The organism is Roseburia sp. 1XD42-34, from assembly GCF_009917385.1.
Taxonomy (GTDB): domain Bacteria; phylum Bacillota; class Bacilli; order Bacillales; family Amphibacillaceae; genus Virgibacillus.
This window is the reverse complement of the sequence record NZ_QWLJ01000001.1, coordinates 151803-170344: the sequence shown is the minus strand read 5'-3', so window position 1 is coordinate 170344 and position 18542 is coordinate 151803. Positions and strand designations below refer to the sequence as shown.

General features: G+C 37.7%; 15 protein-coding genes. 5 read left to right on the top strand and 10 right to left on the bottom strand.

Features of this window, described 5'->3' with window-relative positions; translation table 11 throughout:
* Window positions 1–343: 343 nt before the first annotated feature.
* The gene (locus tag D1839_RS00685; protein ID WP_158589573.1) at window positions 344–496 is read right to left on the bottom strand and encodes a hypothetical protein; all 153 of its coding nucleotides are present in this window, start codon (window positions 494–496) and stop codon (window positions 344–346) included.
* Window positions 497–710: 214 nt separating this feature from the next.
* Between D1839_RS00685 and D1839_RS00680 the strand changes: the two genes are divergently transcribed.
* Genes D1839_RS00680 through thrB form a run of 3 tightly spaced genes read left to right on the top strand, consistent with a single transcriptional unit; the run spans window position 711 to window position 3968 of the window.
* Window positions 711–2042 (top strand): homoserine dehydrogenase, encoded by a 1332-nt coding sequence (locus D1839_RS00680; RefSeq protein ID WP_120377966.1) that lies wholly within the window; start codon window positions 711–713, stop codon window positions 2040–2042.
* A complete protein-coding gene (thrC, locus tag D1839_RS00675) occupies window positions 2008–3069 on the top strand; it encodes a threonine synthase (protein ID WP_120377965.1) in 1062 nt (353 codons plus the stop codon). Before D1839_RS00680 ends, thrC begins: the two co-directional genes overlap by 35 nt.
* A complete protein-coding gene (gene thrB / locus D1839_RS00670; RefSeq protein WP_120377964.1) occupies window positions 3066–3968 on the top strand; it encodes a homoserine kinase in 903 nt (300 codons plus the stop codon). The genes thrC and thrB overlap by 4 nt, the downstream gene beginning before the upstream one ends.
* Window positions 3969–4628: 660 nt before the next feature.
* Here the strand turns inward: thrB and argF are convergent.
* From argF to D1839_RS00625, 9 genes are all read right to left on the bottom strand, one after another.
* The gene (gene argF, locus D1839_RS00665) at window positions 4629–5594 is read right to left on the bottom strand and encodes an ornithine carbamoyltransferase (RefSeq protein WP_120377963.1); all 966 of its coding nucleotides are present in this window, start codon (window positions 5592–5594) and stop codon (window positions 4629–4631) included.
* Window positions 5595–6423: 829 nt separating this feature from the next.
* The gene (locus tag D1839_RS00660) at window positions 6424–7620 is read right to left on the bottom strand and encodes a class I SAM-dependent rRNA methyltransferase (protein WP_120377962.1); all 1197 of its coding nucleotides are present in this window, start codon (window positions 7618–7620) and stop codon (window positions 6424–6426) included.
* 275 nt (window positions 7621–7895) lie between these two features.
* Entirely contained in the window at window positions 7896–8297 is a 402-nt protein-coding gene (locus D1839_RS00655) for a VOC family protein (protein ID WP_120377961.1), read from the bottom strand.
* Between the two features lie 1212 nt (window positions 8298–9509).
* Window positions 9510–10187 (bottom strand): LXG domain-containing protein, encoded by a 678-nt coding sequence (locus tag D1839_RS00650; protein WP_120377960.1) that lies wholly within the window; start codon window positions 10185–10187, stop codon window positions 9510–9512.
* Window positions 10188–10233: 46 nt separating this feature from the next.
* Window positions 10234–10515: a DUF5344 family protein gene (locus tag D1839_RS00645; RefSeq protein WP_120377959.1), complete on the bottom strand. Its 282-nt coding sequence runs from the start codon at window positions 10513–10515 to the stop codon at window positions 10234–10236.
* Window positions 10515–10934: a YwqH-like family protein gene (locus tag D1839_RS00640; protein ID WP_120377958.1), complete on the bottom strand. Its 420-nt coding sequence runs from the start codon at window positions 10932–10934 to the stop codon at window positions 10515–10517. The genes D1839_RS00645 and D1839_RS00640 overlap by 1 nt, the downstream gene beginning before the upstream one ends.
* Before the next feature lie 556 nt (window positions 10935–11490).
* Window positions 11491–11781, bottom strand: coding sequence for a hypothetical protein (locus D1839_RS00635; protein WP_120377957.1), 291 nt, complete (start codon window positions 11779–11781; stop codon window positions 11491–11493).
* 285 nt (window positions 11782–12066) lie between these two features.
* Complete coding sequence (locus D1839_RS00630; protein ID WP_120377956.1) at window positions 12067–12456, bottom strand: hypothetical protein; 390 nt, start codon at window positions 12454–12456, stop codon at window positions 12067–12069.
* Between the two features lie 182 nt (window positions 12457–12638).
* Window positions 12639–13532, bottom strand: coding sequence for an AraC family transcriptional regulator (locus D1839_RS00625; RefSeq protein WP_199689871.1), 894 nt, complete (start codon window positions 13530–13532; stop codon window positions 12639–12641).
* Between the two features lie 179 nt (window positions 13533–13711).
* On the opposite strand from D1839_RS00625, the gene D1839_RS00620 reads away from it, so the two are divergent.
* Window positions 13712–15184 carry an amino acid permease gene (locus D1839_RS00620; protein WP_199689870.1) on the top strand — a complete coding sequence of 491 codons (1473 nt, stop codon included), beginning with the start codon at window positions 13712–13714 and terminating at the stop codon, window positions 15182–15184.
* Window positions 15171–18200 (top strand): beta-galactosidase subunit alpha, encoded by a 3030-nt coding sequence (gene ebgA, locus D1839_RS00615; protein WP_120377955.1) that lies wholly within the window; start codon window positions 15171–15173, stop codon window positions 18198–18200. Before D1839_RS00620 ends, ebgA begins: the two co-directional genes overlap by 14 nt.
* The last annotated feature ends 342 nt before the right edge of the window (window positions 18201–18542 follow it).

The window sequence follows — 18542 nt, the reverse complement described above, 5'->3', positions numbered from 1 at the left end:
TGATTTTCTTTACTTGAATACGTGGGTAATTGCCGCCTTACGTCAGTGAACACGGTACACCTTTTAGCCAAGTTCCGTTTTACCCTACTTTGACAACCATTTTTTATCCTTTTTCATGTCTTGTACGACTATTGCTTGTCTAACTGACGAACGAGAACCATTGTAACCCTCGCAACAACATATACTGTAGGGTTAATTTTATATGCACTAGAGCATATGCACAGCACTTGTTGAACCACATTATTTATTTGTTCATAAGGTTAGATTTCCTACCCAAACAGGACTTGCTGCTTTTTTGGTTCGGTTTACGATACCACATCCTTAGCAAAGGAAAATGAAACGTTTACCATCGCTTGATTCGAAATAGAATCACAATCAACATCCCCACCCCAAGCCCTATGGAGGCTCCTACTTTCATATGATTAAATAAACAACCTACTGCTGCTCCAAATACTAAACTTAAAAAGAAGAGAAATCCTACTGTTGTAACATTCAATTTATACACCTCTTTGCACATTCTTTTCTTTGTAGTTTATTCAAAAAGAGAGCAAAAGGTTAAACGAAGTTTCTCTTCTAGTCCATAGAAATGACACATAAATCATATTTTCTTACATGTAAGCCGTTTATTTTTTTATTTGAAAATTTCGCTATTGCTATCCTTCATTATTCGTGTTTAAATAGCTATTAAACAAAAGCGATGAGGTGATGAAGTGGGAAACAAGGTTTCCATCGGTCTATTAGGATTAGGTGTCGTCGGTTCAGGAGTCATCAAACTTATAAAAAATCATCAAGAAGAGCTCGTTCATCAATTAGGCTGTGCCATTGAAGTTAAACGTATATTAGTTCGTAATGTAGATAAGGTGCGTGATGTTGATCTCAATCAAACGTTTCTCACTACCGATCCAGAAGATATTCTTCAAGATCCCGAAATTGATGTTATTATAGAAGTAATGGGAGGTATTGATGAAGCTTATCAATATATACTGGAAGCATTTAGAGTTAAAAAACATGTAGTAAGTGCCAATAAAGATCTAATCGCCTTACACGGAACGGAATTAGAAGAAACGGCTCGTCAGCATAAATGTGATTTTTATTACGAAGCAAGCGTAGCTGGTGGTATACCTATTTTACGAGGGATTACAGATGGTTTAGCTTCGGACCGCATTCAAAAAGTTATGGGAATTGTCAATGGAACCACGAATTATATTTTAACGAAAATGACAAATAATGGAATTACTTATGAGGGTGCATTAAAGGAAGCACAGGAATTAGGTTTTGCTGAGGCCGATCCTACAGCGGATGTGGAAGGATTGGATGCAGCTAGAAAAATGGCGATATTAGGAAGATTGGCTTTTTCTACCGATTTGGCATTATCGGAAGTAGAGGTAAATGGAATTAAGGATCTAGAGTTAGCGGATTTACAATATGGTGAAAAATTCGGCTATACGATGAAATTAATTGGATTTGCGCAATGTGAAAATCAGCAAATTGAAGTAAGTGTGCAACCAACTTTTCTCTCTAATGATCATCCATTAGCCGGTGTAAAAAATGAATATAATGCAGTTTATGTGTATGGGGATGCGGTTGGTGAAACCATGTTCTACGGGCCAGGTGCCGGAAGCTTACCTACAGCAACAGCAATCGTTTCCGATCTCGTTACCGTAATTAAGAATATGCGCCTAGGCGTAAGCGGAAATGCTTCATTTGAACCTAGGATTACAACCACATTACGAAATAGCGAGCAACGCTTAGGACAGTATTACTTACGTATTCACGTGAAAGATCGTATTGGGGCATTTTCCGAAATATCAACCTTGTTTAATGATCTATCCATCAGCTTTAAACGCATTTTACAAACACCAATGAAGCAGAGCGGCTTGGCGGAAATTATACTGATTACACATCAAACATCTTTATCAATTTTTGAAAAAGCATTAAAACAGCTTCAACAATTAGACGTTGTCAAACAAATCAAGAGCTACTATAAAGTGGAAGGGGATGCACCAGATGAATTGGCCGGGACTGCTAAAACATTATCATGAGTTTTTGCCAACTACGAATCATACGCCTGCACTAACATTACATGAGGGCAACACACCACTCATCCATCTGACGAACTTGTCCAAGGAATTAGGTATTGAATTATATGGAAAAATGGAAGGTGCTAATCCGACAGGTTCATTTAAAGATCGAGGAATGGTAATGGCTGTCGCTAAAGCAATTGAAGAAGGTAGTAATTCGGTTATTTGCGCCTCCACAGGAAATACATCTGCCTCTGCCGCGGCATATGCTGCGAAGGCAGGAATAAAAGCAATTATTGTCATTCCTAAAGGGAAAGTGGCTCTTGGTAAACTAGCACAAGCTATTATGTATGGTGCAGAGATCGTCGAAATAGATGGTAATTTTGATGAGGCTTTAACGATGGTTCGCCATCTAAGTGAAAAACAGCCCGTCACATTAGTTAATTCAGTCAACCCTTACCGGCTTGAAGGACAAAAAACAGCTGCCTTTGAACTTTGTGATGAATTAGGTGCAGCCCCTGATGTGTTAGCTATTCCTGTCGGCAATGCTGGAAATATAAGTGCCTATTGGAAAGGATTTAAGGAATACGATGCTTTTAAACAGACAGGGCTACCAAAAATGTTTGGTTTTGAAGCAGAAGGAGCAGCAGCTATTGTCAACAACAAAGTTATTGAACAGCCAGAGACGATTGCAACAGCTATTCGGATTGGAAATCCTGCTAGCTGGAAACTGGCTGAAGCAGCTAGAAATGAGTCAGGCGGTGCAATTAAAGCAGTCAGCGATGAAGAAATTATTCATGCTTTCAAAACGTTAGCTCAAACGGAAGGAATCTTTGCTGAACCAGGATCCAATGCATCCATAGCTGGAGTTATTCGAGAAACAAAGAACGGAACGATTAAACAAGGCAGTAAAGTTGTAGCTGTATTAACAGGAAATGGGTTAAAGGATCCACAAACAGCCATTGATGAGTTAAACATCGACCCAGTGTCTTTACCAAATGACGAGGAAGCGGTTATGGAATATTTAGCGAAGCAGGTTACTACATGAAACCATTTAGCCTTTCCGTACCGGCCAGCTCCGCAAATATTGGACCTGGCTTTGACTCATTAGGATTAGCAGTGGATTTATATCTTACACTAACCGTTTCAGCAAGTAATACTTGGAAGATCGATCAGCAATCAGAAATGCTACCAGCTTTTAACAACTATAAGGAGCATTTTATCTATCAGGTAGCCAATCAAACTGCAGCGCTATATGGGAAGGAACTTCCGGCTTGCTCTATGACCATTCATAGTGGAATTCCTTTAGCTCGTGGATTAGGAAGTAGTGCCTCAGCAATTATTGCTGGTATCGAGTTAGCTAATCAATGTTGTCAGCTGGGGCTATCCAGCAAAGAAAAACTACAATTGGCTACGGAACGAGAAGGCCATCCCGATAACGTTGCCGCTGCCCTATTTGGCGGATTAGTAGTTACAGCCTATAACAACGATAAATCCATAGATGTTTGCAAAATAAACCCATTAAATATCGATATGCTCGTGTTCATTCCGCAAGAAGAATTGAAAACAGATGTGTCAAGACAAGTTCTTCCTGAGGTATATTCACGTTCTCAAGCTGCAAAAGCTAGCAGTATAGGGAATATCCTAATTGCAGCATTGATGAGTGAAAACTACAAACTAGCGGGGAAAATGATGGAAAAAGACATCTTTCATGAGCCTTTTCGTGCAAAGCTAATTGCCAAATACGATGCTATTAAACGAATGGCAAAAGAACATGGCGCATATGGGACTGTCATTAGTGGGGCAGGACCAACTATGTTATCATTTTTCCCTAAAGGAACCGTAGCAACTATAAAGCAAAAGCTACAAAACACATTGCCTTCCTATCATATCCAGCAAAGAAATATAGATTTTACTGGAGTAAGGGTAGAAACGAAATTAGTTTAGTAACAGAGAAGGCATAACAGAACAAAGGCGCAGAGCGCCCGTGTAGCAACGTAGCGAATGGAACAAAACAACTAAAGATAAAGGAATCATGCTCCTGCAACAGGAGTATGCCGACGTCGGGCGGCAAGCCCGTTTTTAGTCGGCCTTCCTCTTGACTTAAATGAAATAATGTTGTAGCTCTAGACGAAAAAAGTTGTGGGACAAAAAGTAAAGGAGAGGGTGGAGAATGCAAGATCATTTATCATAGATTTAAATGGAGATTAAAACGAACCTGTGGAATGGAAGTATGGAATAGGTATGTGATGGCACCAAGAAGTTATAAAAGTCATGTAAGGTTAAAAGAGATGATGGAGATTTTCCACCATCTCCTTTAACAGAGCGCCAAAAAATTAGTAATGGTAAAGTGAATCTTCCATCCGTCGAGGTTTTTACTCATCCACTACGGATCGGGTATAATTTAAAGGTCTCTTACGAATAGGGCATTTATGGCATTTAGGTGCTATTATTATCTCCTACTTAGACTTTTTGCAATACATATTTATACAACTCCTGAAGTGGGAGTCTTACAACACCTTATATACAGAATGCTATTTACCACTCATTGCTTGTTGTGTTAAATGTTATTCTTCTGGGTTTTCTTTTGCGAAAAGAACGCCCTCTTTACACTGTTTCACCCATTAAAGCTACTAATAATGCTTTTTGCGCATGCAATCGATTCTCCGCCTGCTGAAAAACAACCGAATGAGGACCATCAATCACATCTGCAGTTACTTCTTCTCCGCGATGAGCCGGTAAACAGTGCATAAAGCTCATGTCGCTTTTTGCTAAACGCATTAATTGTGCATTTACTTGAAAATTCGTAAACGCCAATTCTCTTTTTGCTTGCTCTTCCTCTTGTCCCATGCTAGTCCAAACATCCGTATATATGACATCAGCTTGCTGAGCAGCTTCTTGAGGCTGATCCGTAATGCCGACACTACCACCAGATTGGGTCGCAAGCGCACGTGCCTTTGTCACAATTTCCTTATCTGGCTGATAATCATTTGGCGCAGCAACAGCTACATGCATTCCTAATATACTCGCTCCCAGCATTAATGAATTTACCATGTTATTTCCATCACCAATATATGCTAGTTTTAAATCTTGGAGCGTTCCTTTTAATTCCTTTATGGTTAGCAAATCAGCTAAAACCTGACAAGGATGATATACATCTGTTAGTCCATTAATAACAGGAATGCTTGCTTGAGTTGCTAATTCCTCTACATCCGCTTGCGAATAAGTCCGAATCATAATTCCATCCAGATACCTTGACAGTACCTGTGCTGTATCTGCGATCGTCTCTCCTCTTCCAATTTGTAAATCCTTGGAGTTTAGAAAGATACCGTTTCCTCCCAATTGATACATCCCAACTTCAAAAGAAACCCTTGTTCTTGTGGAGGATTTTTCAAAAATCATACCTAAAGTCTTTCCTCTTAATAATAGATCTCGGTTTCCACTATTGTAATTAAATTTTAGTGTTTGTGCTAATTTGATTAATTCTTCTATCTCTTCACGTGAATAGTCTGCCAATGTTAAAAAGTCTCTACCTTGCAATCCTTTTAATGTTTCTTTTGCACCAATTGCCATTTTATCGCCGCCTTTTAAATATATTATGCATTATTATGCACTAAAATTAATAAACATACAATAGTTATACATTATATTATAAAGAAAATGAAGCTAAATGAAAATTGTTTGTTTAGATACATGTACATCAATTAGCTACTGAGAACACCATTTTAGATATTTCATGAATTGGGATTTTTTCTCCCTATAGGCATGTCTTCAGTTCATACTTGGCACTCAGGGAGATTGGATTGGATGAAACTTAGCAATTATATTTTGATTGCATTAGCGACCTTTCAGGTTTGAAGGGCAACATTTTAGCATCAATGCGCTAAGGATGAGCAACTTCCATCTCTCTCTATGCGAGCAACTTCAAGCAAGGCTAGTGCGGATTTAATCCTCACGCGAGCAACTTCAAGCAAGGCTGGTGCGAATTCAATCCCTACGCGAGCAACTTCAGGCAAAATTGGTGCGAATTCGCCCCTTATGCAGGCAACTTTGGGAATTGAACATAGCCCGAATTAAAAAATCCCCCATCACTAAAATGGTGGGGGATTTTTACTATAACAAAGGAACAAGCGCCCGTTTAGCAATGTAGCAACTGGAACGAATCAACTAAAGTTTTAGGAACCATGCCACTAAAAAAGGGGTATGCTGACGCCTGAGCGGTAAGCCCGTTTTTTCGGCCATCCTATTCACCACGAACCGCTGATGACTTATCGTAGGGCGATTTCGTGAAGTCAACTAGTTGCTGAGCGATGGATCCGGACGTGACTATTCGGTTATTTCATTATCCACAAGCACCTCATTTTATACTTTCTTATCTTTGAACAGAACGGTGCTTGGCTACTTATTTTTTCTGTATTTGAATAATGCATACCTTCAGATAATTACTTTGGATAAACCGTTCATTCGTTTGAAAGTCTGATGGTAACTGAAATTGTTCAAGAACTTTATAATTCGCTTGCGATTTCTGACACGCTTGCCTGATAAAGCCTTTGAATTTTTTCATCCCTAAGCTAGCATTATTTGTTGAAGCAACAATGATTCCCTGATCTTTGGTAATCGAAATTACATCTGTAAGTAAGGCAGGATAATCTTTCGATGTACTAAACGTACGCTTTTTGGACCGTGCAAAACTAGGCGGATCAACTATTACGAGATCGTATTGCAACTGTTTTCTCCGTGCATATTTAAAATAATCGAACACATCCATAACGATAATTTCATGCTGATCAAAATCAATGCCATTTACACTAAACTGCTCAATAGTTTTCGGCTTGCTCCGTTTCGCCAAGTCCACACTTGTCGTCTTTTCTGCTCCGCCTAAAGCGGCCGCAACAGAGAAAGCACCTGTATAAGAAAATGTATTTAACATACGCTTACCTTTTGCATAGGTATCACGAATCGCCTTTCGAACATCTCGTTGATCCAGAAAAACTCCCGTCATTGCCCCATCGTTTAAGTAAACAGCATAATGCATGCCATTTTCTTTTACAATAATCGGAAATGAACCGCGCTCTCCTTTAACAAAATCGTCATCTTCTACATACTTTCCTTGCGTATGAAATCTCTTTTTCTCGTAGATCGCATAATAATTACCCAATACGTCCAAAGCCCTTACTACATCATCTTTAAAAGAATAAATTCCTTCGCTGTACCAATTAATCAAGTAATACCCTGCAAAATAATCGATCGTTAGTCCGCCTATGCCATCTCCCTCTCCATTAAAAACTCGAAACGCATTCGTATCCTCTGATTGATAAAAGCCTTGCCGCTTGTTGATAGCCGTGAATATTTTTGACTGAAATAGCTTTGCGTTTACCATTTCATTTTTATGATAAGTTAGCACCCAGCCAATTCCCTTATTTTGCTTCCCATAATAGCCTCTAGCAAAAAAGCGCTGCTTTGAATCAACTAGCTCGACAACAGCTCCTTCTTCTGGTAATTGTTGCGGCTGTACTGCTTCTTGATGTATTAGCGGATACCCTTGCCGCAATTGCTTTATATGGCTATCGTTTACTTGTAACGTTATTTCTTTCCTCATTTTTTCATCCCTAACTAAAGTTTCTTATCCTGCATGCAACAACGTGCAGTTAGACTACTTCTCCCATCAACGAGGTAGACTCCAGTAGAATAGCTGGAAGAATCAACTGCAACTCGCATGTCCGAATCGTCCAAAGGTCTTGCAGCTGGACCCTTGGAATAACAATTAAGGAGATAAAAGTCCCCACTGATGGAAGGTTCCTTCTATTATTGCATGCAAATGAATAAAAGTGCAATACTCAGTTAGCGATAAACAAGTGGAGCCTCTCCATTATCTCACTCTACCGAGGCAACGACTTCTACTTTTATCCGATCGGGATCTTCAAAAAATACTGCATAATGACTAGGTCCTCCAGCATGAGGGTGCTTATCTTCATATAAAATCGGAATTCCTCTAGCAACTATTTGTTCTGTAATCTCATCAATTTGCTTTTTTGATTCTCCGTAAAATGCTAAATGATTCAACCCTACTCTACGACGGTGAAATCCATTAGTTATAAACTTTTTATCTGTCTGCACGAATACAAGATATGTATCTGCTATTTTCCAGCTTTGCCCGGTATCCCATTGTTGATATACGGAATATCCAAGCTCCTCCAGTAGCCATCCCCAAAACTGTATACTGTTGGTTAAATCAGATACGTTGATTTCTACATGATGCAATAATCCCTTTTTCATCCAGTCCCTCCTAACGACATTTATACATAATCCCTATGATACACATTTTATTCTTTTTGTAAATTAAATCCATTAAACGACCTGCTTAAACTCAGCATCGTTTAAAGTGGCTTCTATCTCTTCCTTATTCAATGTAAAACGCCAATTCCAGTAAATGCTAAGATAATGGCAATAGCTGCCGGTAAGTATCCCATCTTATTCCACAATGCAAAGCCACGACTTACAAAAATGGGAATTCCTAGTGTTATTATTATATAAAATGCCCCTGACCTCCACATGGTATGAACGATGCCATCATAGTACCAACGTCCTCTATACTTCTTGATAAGGTTTGTGCACCCATTCCAGCCCTAAGAAATTGGTTTTTTAAACAATTCGGGAATAAGGATTGCCCCACCATAGGAATCCCCCTGAGAAAATAAATAATAAAAAAATAGGGAACAAAGCAGATAGCATGGCTGTGCCCCTCTTTTTCACTTTTTTCGTTAACGGATCTATAACAGCGTCCAAAAACCCGTCCTCACTAATAATAGTGGTTTACTGGTTTCTTTTTCTAGCTCCCTCCTTATATACCCCGTGCAAAAATTCTTGCTTCTCCCTCCTGCTGCTGATCGATCATGACCAATTCAAAATCGTTCAAATTCTATTGTAGGTACCCCTCGCTTAGCTAGCTGACACAATGTCATACTCCCACTGTTCCTAAACCAATCACACCAATCTCAGCATCCAATGAAAGATCCTCCTACACGAATATTTCACGCATCTTACAAGTTCAACCCTCAGCTGTATTGATTTGGCACATGAACCACCTTGCAAATTAAAGCAATTCGCAAAATAATTGGCGGTGTATTATAGTTTTAATTTTAATTAAATTAAAAAAATTATAATCGAACTCTCACCTTATAACCATACTATGGATAAAGTAATCTTTAAGTATTTTCTTTCGACACCTAAGGATATTAAAAAATTAACGTAATCTAACTGCTAATTAAACCTTTGCTCTGTCAAATAAGGCGCCGTCACATTTAACTACTACGTAAAACAAATGGATTTCTTACGGCGCCGTCACATAACGGTTAAGCTTTTGTAGCGCTGACACATGACTGGACTATAAAAAAGAGCTTGTTTTCAAAATGAAATAGCAATTTAAATTTACTTGTTCAGTAAATTTTACTTTTAGACGTTATCACTACTCGCTGTTTTATCATATCCTTATCTAAATCGGCTTCTCTCCGCTATTTCCTCATAATTTTCCACATTTTTTAATTTTATTTTTTCGTACTCAGTAATAGATGTGTTAGCTGGAGGAAAGATATGCTGCATGTCAGTTAGATAATTTTTCATTTTCATCAAATCTTGGATAAGCGGATCCAATGCTTTTGTTTGGGACTGATCCAAAGTATATAACTGATCAATTATATTATTTTTTCTATTTTTCGCTTGCCATATCCGATGTAACAGTTCTTCATCATCTAATAACGGAAGCTGAACGATATCTTGTATTTTCATAAGCTCTGCATTGGCTTCATGCGTAATACTCTGTATGACGTATTCAAGCTTTCTGACCCCCTGCTCTAAGTCCTGTTCAAAAAATGACTGGTGAAAAAAACCCTTCTTGTCCGGCTCAAAGGATTGCACAGCGTTTTTCATTTGCTGTAATGTTTGTTGATATGAGGTTAAAAAATGATCCATATAAATCAAAAAAGGCTCATGAACGTCTACATAAAAAGAACGAATTGCATTCCCGCCTTTTCCCTTTAAAGCTTCTTTCAATGCAACAATTTTTTTGACAGCTTGCAAAATAGCTTTTATCTGTTGTTGTATTCCAACTGCTTTATGGGTGCAGTCCTCTATATAATCCACCATTCCTTCTTTATGTAACACTTTCATGAAAAAAACCTCCTAATAAAGGGGATAAGGAGTGCGATTTCTACCTTTACTTTATAAACTGTATCGATGAGGCAATAGATTGTTCTGATTCAATAAACTGATCAACCGCATCCATTGTTGATTTGCTATGCTCCAATAGTATTGCTTGATAAGAAGCCAAAACACCCTCTAGCAAGTAATTCAATTCTTCCAGTTTTGTGGTCATATCGAGCGTATTATCCCCTACATGTCCATTTGTAACATCCGAGCTAAGTTGTTGTGTAATCATTTCGAGTTTTGTAATTGTTTTTTGTATGGGTTCATGTGCTATTTTTATTTCTTCACTCATTAATTCATTAACTCCCTTCGCTGTTTACCGTATAAATCGTCTAATATATGGTTATGAGCTGATAAATCCATTCGAATATCAATGATTGATTGCTTTATTTCTCTAATTTTATTGTTGAGTTGTTCCATCGTTTCTACTAATTGGTGATTGTATAAATCCACATAACTTTTCTTCAGTTTATTTTCTCTCCACTGCTGATATTGATCAGCTAAATACCCTGCCCATGTATTATCCGTCAATTCAGGAGTAGTACACCAGGATATATGCTGTCTAAATTCTTCCTGGCGGTCTTGTAAATTTGATTGTGCTAATGCAAGGCGCTCTAATTCTCTTCGCTTATCTTCCAATTGAAGATTTAGCATATATAGTGAATTTTGCGTTCTGGTTATTTGGCTATTAATCCAATGCAATGATTCCATCTCTTCACCTCAGCACTTCTTTTTCCCAACTACAACTATCTTCTATATTACTTCCATTATATAGTATTAAAAACCTTGTTTTAAGAGGAACTTTAGCCTATATTTATTTACAGAAATACCCTTGATCCGTAGGTAAGAAGTAGCAAATAGCTAACAAAGCAATATGATAATCACTCCGCATTAATTAACTTAATTTTCAGACATCAATTTCCGTGTATAAAGCAGCTATGGTTTCCCCATATTATACAAACCAAAAAAGTCTCCGCCCAAATTGGAGACTTATCTAGTGTGTGTTTATTCATCTAAGTAAGCAACATCCTCTGTTAATTCGACCTCGACGTCTTTGCCAACTCGGATTAAAATAACATTCTAACCACCTAAGAACTTTGAATCAGTGGAAAAACTCTTTTTAGAAAATTGTTTAAAAGGTAGCTCCCTATCTAAAATATAGAAGGTTACTTCTGTTTCTTTAGATTTTTGAATGGCGAGTTGATCACCGTGAAGAGAAACTCTCTGGAGTGGTTTATCTTCTAAATACGGCTGGATGTCAATTCCATTAACGAAAAATGGTGATTGAAAATAACCACCACCACTTGATTTTGTAAATCATTTGTCTTTTGTTTCCCATATTATTATCAGATGTTACAGTTACTTTTTGTGGAACAGGAAACTCCCACTGTTTTTGTTGATAGGGAACTAATTCTTCCCAGTTACGATCATAGGCAAAATAGGTAAACGGGTCTATTTCTTGCTCCACATTTTTTTTAGCTTCTTTATAAGGAAATGCAAACGAAATCCCAAATGAAACTGCCCCATCGATTCCAAATAACACTGCAATAAGCTGCATACCATTAAAGACACATAAATTAGACCGACATAGCTTTTTTGTTTATATTAATACTGTTTCCAAACAATTGATAAAGTGAAACATCATTGATAAACACGATCTATCCCTCCTTTTTCTGAACCGGTTGCATAGACACAAATATCACTAGCTGAAACAGGTGTAACACTGATTCAAGTCGCTTTGCACTTTCCACGTTAGCTTCATTTGCTCTGTCAACAACATACATTGTATCTGTTCCCATACTCTCTTGATACAACACCGTTATCCCTTGTATATATGGATAAATCAGCTTTGTTCTACCATTAAGCCAATAGCTTGATGTTTTAACTCATCGATTTGTTTCTTTCCTTTATCTAGTAACAAAACATATTCAACCAGTTCTTCAATCTCTTCTAAGTGATGGCTTGAAAATAGGATAGTACGTGGCACTTCCAAATAATCCTTTAGTAAAGCACGGTAAAAATTATTACGTAATGCTTGGTCCATTCCTATCGTTGGTTCATCAAATATCGAAATAGGACAACGAGAAGACAATCCGATAATTGCGTTAAACGCGTTTCTTTTCCCTGTCAAAAACTGTGTATACAAGCCATTGGAGCGGAAACCAAAATAATCGAATAGTCGCAGAGCTAGTTGGTTTTCATTGTCATTAATTAGTATTACCTTACAAGGCATCCATAAAGATAACCTTCAATGATTGGAGAATGTAAATGTCGTTATCCGACTTTTTGCGCTACTTTAGCTCCCGAAGCAGGCTCTTACGGCACCTTATATGCCGAATAAATAACACCACATTTGTTAATTAATTTAATTAATAAATGTGGTGTAATAAACGTATGATACGCGCTTATGCTTCATCAGATGGATGAACGAAACTTATTCTCTTGATTTCTCTGCCCCGTATCAATAATTTTAAATTGAGACCGATATTTGGACGGCGATACACCTTTACATTTTGAAAACTGTCTTGAAAAATGGGAAGGATTATTAAAACCAACTAAATATGCTATCTCTTCAATGCTTGAACTGCTTCTCTTAAGCAGTTCTGTCGACTTATTAATGCGATATTGAACAATATAGTGTGTTGGGTTTACATTTAAATACTTCTTAAACAACCGATACAAATAAGAGCGCTCAATTTTTATCATTTGCGCGAGCTGCTCTACGGAAAAAGTGGACTGATCATAATTATTCTCAATTATATCAATTGCATACTTTACATACTTCTCTCCTTGCGTAATCCTACATCGCATCTCTTCTTCATATTGCTCGATTAATAGATTAATAATATGATAGGCTTCCCCAATCGCAGCATATGGTTTTCTGTTTTGAGAATAAGTAAACACATTGGCAAATAGATTATCCATTTTTCGTTTATTTTCATAACGATACGTGAAATTCTCCACCCCATTAGCAGTATTTCTTAATAACCCACATCGTGAAAATAAATCATAACACGCAGCACCTTTAAAGCCAATCCAACGGTAACTCCATGGATTTCCTACAAGTGGATAATAATTATTTCTCGTATTTGGCGGGATAATGAACCCTTGTTTTGCACCTAAATGATGTACTTCATCATTAATAAAAAATAGTCCTTCTCCTTCAAGAATGTAATGAATTAGATAATAGTCAATGGGCTGATATTGATATGGGTCTCTTGGCTTTACATCCTCAAAGCCACATTCATAAATGTAAAAATCACTAGCCAGTTGCTCATCTGTTTGGAAAGTGCCGATCGAATGAAACAATAAAATTCCTCCTTGCAACATAATGTCAAGAACAAACAACAAGGGAACATTCACTTTACTGATCATAATCGATACAATGAAAGCGCAACCACAAATAGTTTGCTTATTTTAATAGTAACAAATCCCATTGTACATGTACATCTTGCAAGTGTCTAACAGCAAAGAAAGGAGCTAAAATTGTGACAGAAAATAGAAAAAAGATTAGCGCAACCTCGTTTTTGTTAATGGCTTTCACGGCAGTTTTTGCATTTAATAACATCATAAATGCAACTGCAAGTATTGGTTTATCTGCAGTACTTACTTTTTTATTTGCCACGATCTTTTATTTTATTCCTTTTGCTCTAATGATTGGTGAGTTCTCTTCCGCCAACGCCGAGTCTGAATCAGGGGTATACAGCTGGATTAGAACTTCGTTAGGTGAAAAATGGGCCTTCCTAGGCTCATGGTCTTACTTTTTTGTCAACTTATTTTATTTTACTGCTTTACTGCCACAAATATTAATCTATGCTTCCTACACCTTTACAGGAAAAAATATTTTTGGAAGCGGCGCAACCATTGCTATTTCCATTCTGTCCATTTTCCTTTTTTGGTTAGCTACATTCGTATCCATTAAAGGTGTTTCCTGGATTTCGAAAGTGACAGACGTATCAGGGGTAGCACGAATTTTAATGGGGGTTGGCTTTATCATTTTTGCCTTAGCTGTCATATTTATTTTAGGTGAGCCGTCAGCACAGGAGTTTACGAGCGAATCGGTTATGCCATCGATGAATTGGAATTACTTTGCCACTTTAGCTTGGATATTACAAGCAGTTGGAGGGGCAGAAGCCATCGGCGTCTATGTAAAAGACATTAAAGGTGGTAATAAAACCTTTATTCGCACCATCATCATTTCTGCTTTTTCGATTGGAATTATGTATGCTTTAGGCTCTGTAGCGGTAGGTTTAATCATGCCTGCGGAAGCACTTCAGGATAACTACTCGGATGCTTTATTTGAAGCTTTTGTAATTTTAGGTAGCTATTTTGGCATTGGTGATGGCATTACGAGATTTGTAGGCTTAATCATGCTATTAAGTGCTGTCGGTTCGTTAGTGATCTGGACTGCTGCACCAGTTAAGATTTTGTTCTCCGAGATTCCAGAAGGGATCTTCGGGAAATGGGTTGCTAAGACAAACCATGAAGGGAATCCTACTAACGCTTTAACCTTACAAGCAGTTGTTGTAACCATATTATTAATTATTCCTGCCTTAGGAATCGGTTCTGTTAATTCCTTGTTAAAAACATTGATTAATATGACAGCTGCAACATCACTAATACCTGTACTTTTCTTACTTATTGCTTACATCATGTTTCGAGTTAAAAAAGACGATCTTCCGAGAACGTTTAAAGTAGGTAAACGCACAACAGGAATTGTCATGGGGATTATGCTATTAGTCTTCTTTTTATTCGCTTTCTTTGTTTCCACATTCCCTTCACCTGCTGCATTAATAGATTATTTTGCGACAGGAGTTGTTGCGGAAGGAGCGATGAATCCATTATTCAGTCTTATTTACAACGTGCTGGGGATTGTTATTTTCATCGGCTTTGCATTTATTTGCTACAAAAGATATGAAAGAAAAGAAAAAATAAAGGGTGAAGAAAATGGTCGTAACTAAAAAAAGATGGGAAAATCACAAACTAGATGGGATTAACAGATTAGAAGCAAGGGCACATTTTACGAGTCTATCAGCAAGCAAAAAACCACATTTCTATCAAAATTTAAACGGGGAATGGTCATTTCTGTTCTTAGATGCTCCAGAATATAGCCCGGCAGATTTTTATAAAACGGAGTTTGATATCTCGTCATGGGATATTATTGAAGTTCCCGGAAATTGGCAAATGCAAGGCTATGGCAAGATGCACTATTCCGACTTGTGGTATAACTTTCCTATTATACCGCCGTATGTACCAACAGAAAATCCGACTGGTATTTATCGAAGAACATTTGAAGTTAAGCAAACAGATCATAACTATCAATATATCCTACGATTTCAAGGCGTGGATTCAGCATTTGAAGTTTATGTCAATAATCAATTTATCGGCTATAGTAAAGGGGCCAGAATTCAAAGTGAATTTGATTTAAGCGATGTGTTAGTAGAGGGAACGAATACGTTAACCGTTCGTGTTTTCCAATGGTCTGATGGAACATATTTAGAAGATCAGGATATGTGGTGGTTAAGTGGGATCTTCCGAGATGTTGAACTTTTTTCCAGACCTAGAACGGGGCTCTATGACTTTACCGTTAAAACACAGTTTGATGCTATGTACAAAGAAGCTACATTAATTGTCAATCCTGTGTTTGACCACTTACAAAAGCAGAGAATTCACTATGAACTAAAAACTGCTGAAGGAGAGGTTATTTTTACCAAAGAGCAAGATGGAAATGAAAGTTTAATCCAAGAAGTGCAACATCCGATAAAATGGTCTGCAGAGCACCCTTATTTATACAAATTGATAATGACCGTTTATAACAATGGGCAACTAGTTGAAATCATTGAACAAGATATCGGTTTTCGACAAATTGAAGTAAAAGGAAAGTGTTTTTTTGTAAATGGGGTAGCGGTTAAATTAAAAGGTGTCAACAGACATGATTATAGTCCAGATAAAGGACGTGTAACCACTTATGAGAGTATAGAACAAGACATCATTCTCATGAAACAACATAATATGAATGCTGTTCGTACAGCGCATTATCCAAACGCGCCTTACTTTTATGACTTATGTAATAAATACGGTATGTATGTGATTGCAGAAGCAGATCTAGAATGTCACGGTTTTGAATTAACTGGGGATTACAAATGGATTTCAGATAACCCTGAGTGGGAAGAAGCTTATGTTAACCGGATAAAGCGGACGTTATTACGAGATAAAAATCACCCATCTATCCTAATGTGGTCATTAGGAAATGAATCCGCTTTTGGATATAACTTCAGAAAAATGGCAGCATATGTGAAACAAGCTGACCCAACTCGCTTAGTACATTATGAAGGGGATTTTGAAGCTGAAGTAAGCGATGTATATACTACCATGTACACATGGTTAGAGCACGACAATAAATTAACCATGGATGAAGTGATTAGAAAAACAGAAAAACCACATATACTATGTGAATATGCACATGCAATGGGAAATGGTCCTGGAAATCTAAAAGAATATCAAGAACTCTTCTACCATCACGATCATTTGCAAGGTGGTTTTATTTGGGAATGGTTTGATCATGGGATTAAAACCGTTACAGAAGATGGTGAGGTATATTATCGCTATGGTGGAGATTTCGGGGATGAGCCTACGAACGGAAACTTCTGTATTGACGGCCTCATCATGCCAGATCGTACACCATCAACAGGTTTAATGGAGTATAAAAAAGTGATCGAACCGGTGCAAACAGTACCTCTTGATATACCGTCAGGAATGTATCAACTAACCAATCGGCTCGACTTTACTAGTTTAGGAGCTTACAAACTTGTTTGTCAATTTTATGAAGATGATCAGCTGCTCAATGAAACAGAACTACCATTGCCTAATTTAGCAGCAAGACACACAACAAGGTTCCAAATTCATTATCCCGCTTTAGAACATTACCAACCTGGGGCGCAATATACCGTTCACTTTATTTACCAATTAAAAGAGGATACAAATTGGGCTCCTGCTGGGTTTGAAGTTACAAGATCCGTCTATGTCTACCATAAAGAATCTCTTCAAGTGATTACAGTTCCGCAAGCACCTGAGCTGACGCTACTAACAGAAGGAAGTACTGTAATGGTATCTGGCGACCATTTCACCTACTGCTTTGATCATGTACGCGGAAACTTGCTCACTGCAACCTTTGATGGTGAACAACAGATTGAACAGGGACCGACATTTACGTGGTGGCGCGCTCCAATTGATAATGATATGTATATTCTGGAAGATTATCAAAACAAATACTTTATGCATCTGGATCATCATATAGTTCGTAATGTGACATACGACATACAAGATGGGAACTTCGTATGGAATGTACATGCTTTCTATGGAACGACAAATAGTTCCTGGTACTACGACTTATCATATCGCTATACCATCACACCACAAGGAAAATTGCACCTGGAGGTAGAAGGAATTGCCTCTGGCCGCAAAGAAAATGCACCGCCAATGCTACCAAGAATTGGGGTCAAGATGCACGTTAATAAGCGATTTGGAAACGTGTCCTGGCGTGGATTAGGACCACATGAAAACTACGTGGACTCCTGTCAATCTGCATATCCTGGTGTGTTTCATGCTAGCGTCGATGAGTTGTTTGTCGATTATATTAAGCCACAAGAGAACGGTAACCATATGGATTGCGATTGGATTAGTTTAGCTAATGAAGATACAGCATTACTCATCCACGCAGAAGAGCTGCTTAACTTCAGTGTTTCTAAATATGAGGATCGAGATTTGGAAAAAGCAAAACATACGATTGATTTAGTGGAACGAGATTATCTCGTCCTTCACCTTGATAAACAGCAGAACGGATTAGGAAGTAACTCCTGTGGTCAAGACCAGCTGGATAAATATCGTTGTAAGTTCGATGATTTTTCAATCAGCTTTACGCTTGCTCCTAAAGATATATCGACAACTCGTATCACTGAATTAGCAAGAAAATGCTAGTACGTATAAGCTTCTATTTACATTTGGTAAACGAACATTTCTTGTTATAGCACAAGAAAAAAACGCAAATATAAAGTATCAAAACTATCTTCATCCAGGGGAACTTACCAGCGATCGGTGGTTCCCCTAAAAATTTTAACTCTAGTTTTTTTGGGGAACCACCATTTAATTCCATACGGTTTATCCGTTCTTGCAAGGAGTGTTCCAGCCTTCTTTCCTTGAAAATTCCCTGCTATAATGAATAAATGACAAGTCTATAAAGCCCTTATATCCTTCTAAATTATCGATCAGTGTGCTATTTTAATAGAAATAGGCTGTAAAACGACCCATTCAACAAGTCGT

Excerpts from the sequence above, each read along its gene's own strand:
- thrC (WP_120377965.1), top strand. The coding sequence starts at position 2,008 with ATGAATTGGCCGGGACTGCTAAAACATTATCATGAGTTTTTGCCAACT.
- thrB (WP_120377964.1), top strand. The coding sequence starts at position 3,066 with ATGAAACCATTTAGCCTTTCCGTACCGGCCAGCTCCGCAAATATTGGA.
- argF (WP_120377963.1), bottom strand. The coding sequence starts at position 5,594 with ATGGCAATTGGTGCAAAAGAAACATTAAAAGGATTGCAAGGTAGAGAC.
- D1839_RS00660 (WP_120377962.1), bottom strand. The coding sequence starts at position 7,620 with ATGAGGAAAGAAATAACGTTACAAGTAAACGATAGCCATATAAAGCAA.
- D1839_RS00655 (WP_120377961.1), bottom strand. The coding sequence starts at position 8,297 with ATGAAAAAGGGATTATTGCATCATGTAGAAATCAACGTATCTGATTTA.
- D1839_RS00650 (WP_120377960.1), bottom strand. The coding sequence starts at position 10,187 with ATGAAAGTGTTACATAAAGAAGGAATGGTGGATTATATAGAGGACTGC.
- D1839_RS00645 (WP_120377959.1), bottom strand. The coding sequence starts at position 10,515 with ATGAGTGAAGAAATAAAAATAGCACATGAACCCATACAAAAAACAATT.
- D1839_RS00640 (WP_120377958.1), bottom strand. The coding sequence starts at position 10,934 with ATGGAATCATTGCATTGGATTAATAGCCAAATAACCAGAACGCAAAAT.
- D1839_RS00635 (WP_120377957.1), bottom strand. The coding sequence starts at position 11,781 with ATGCAGCTTATTGCAGTGTTATTTGGAATCGATGGGGCAGTTTCATTT.
- D1839_RS00630 (WP_120377956.1), bottom strand. The coding sequence starts at position 12,456 with ATGCCTTGTAAGGTAATACTAATTAATGACAATGAAAACCAACTAGCT.
- ebgA (WP_120377955.1), top strand. The coding sequence starts at position 15,171 with ATGGTCGTAACTAAAAAAAGATGGGAAAATCACAAACTAGATGGGATT.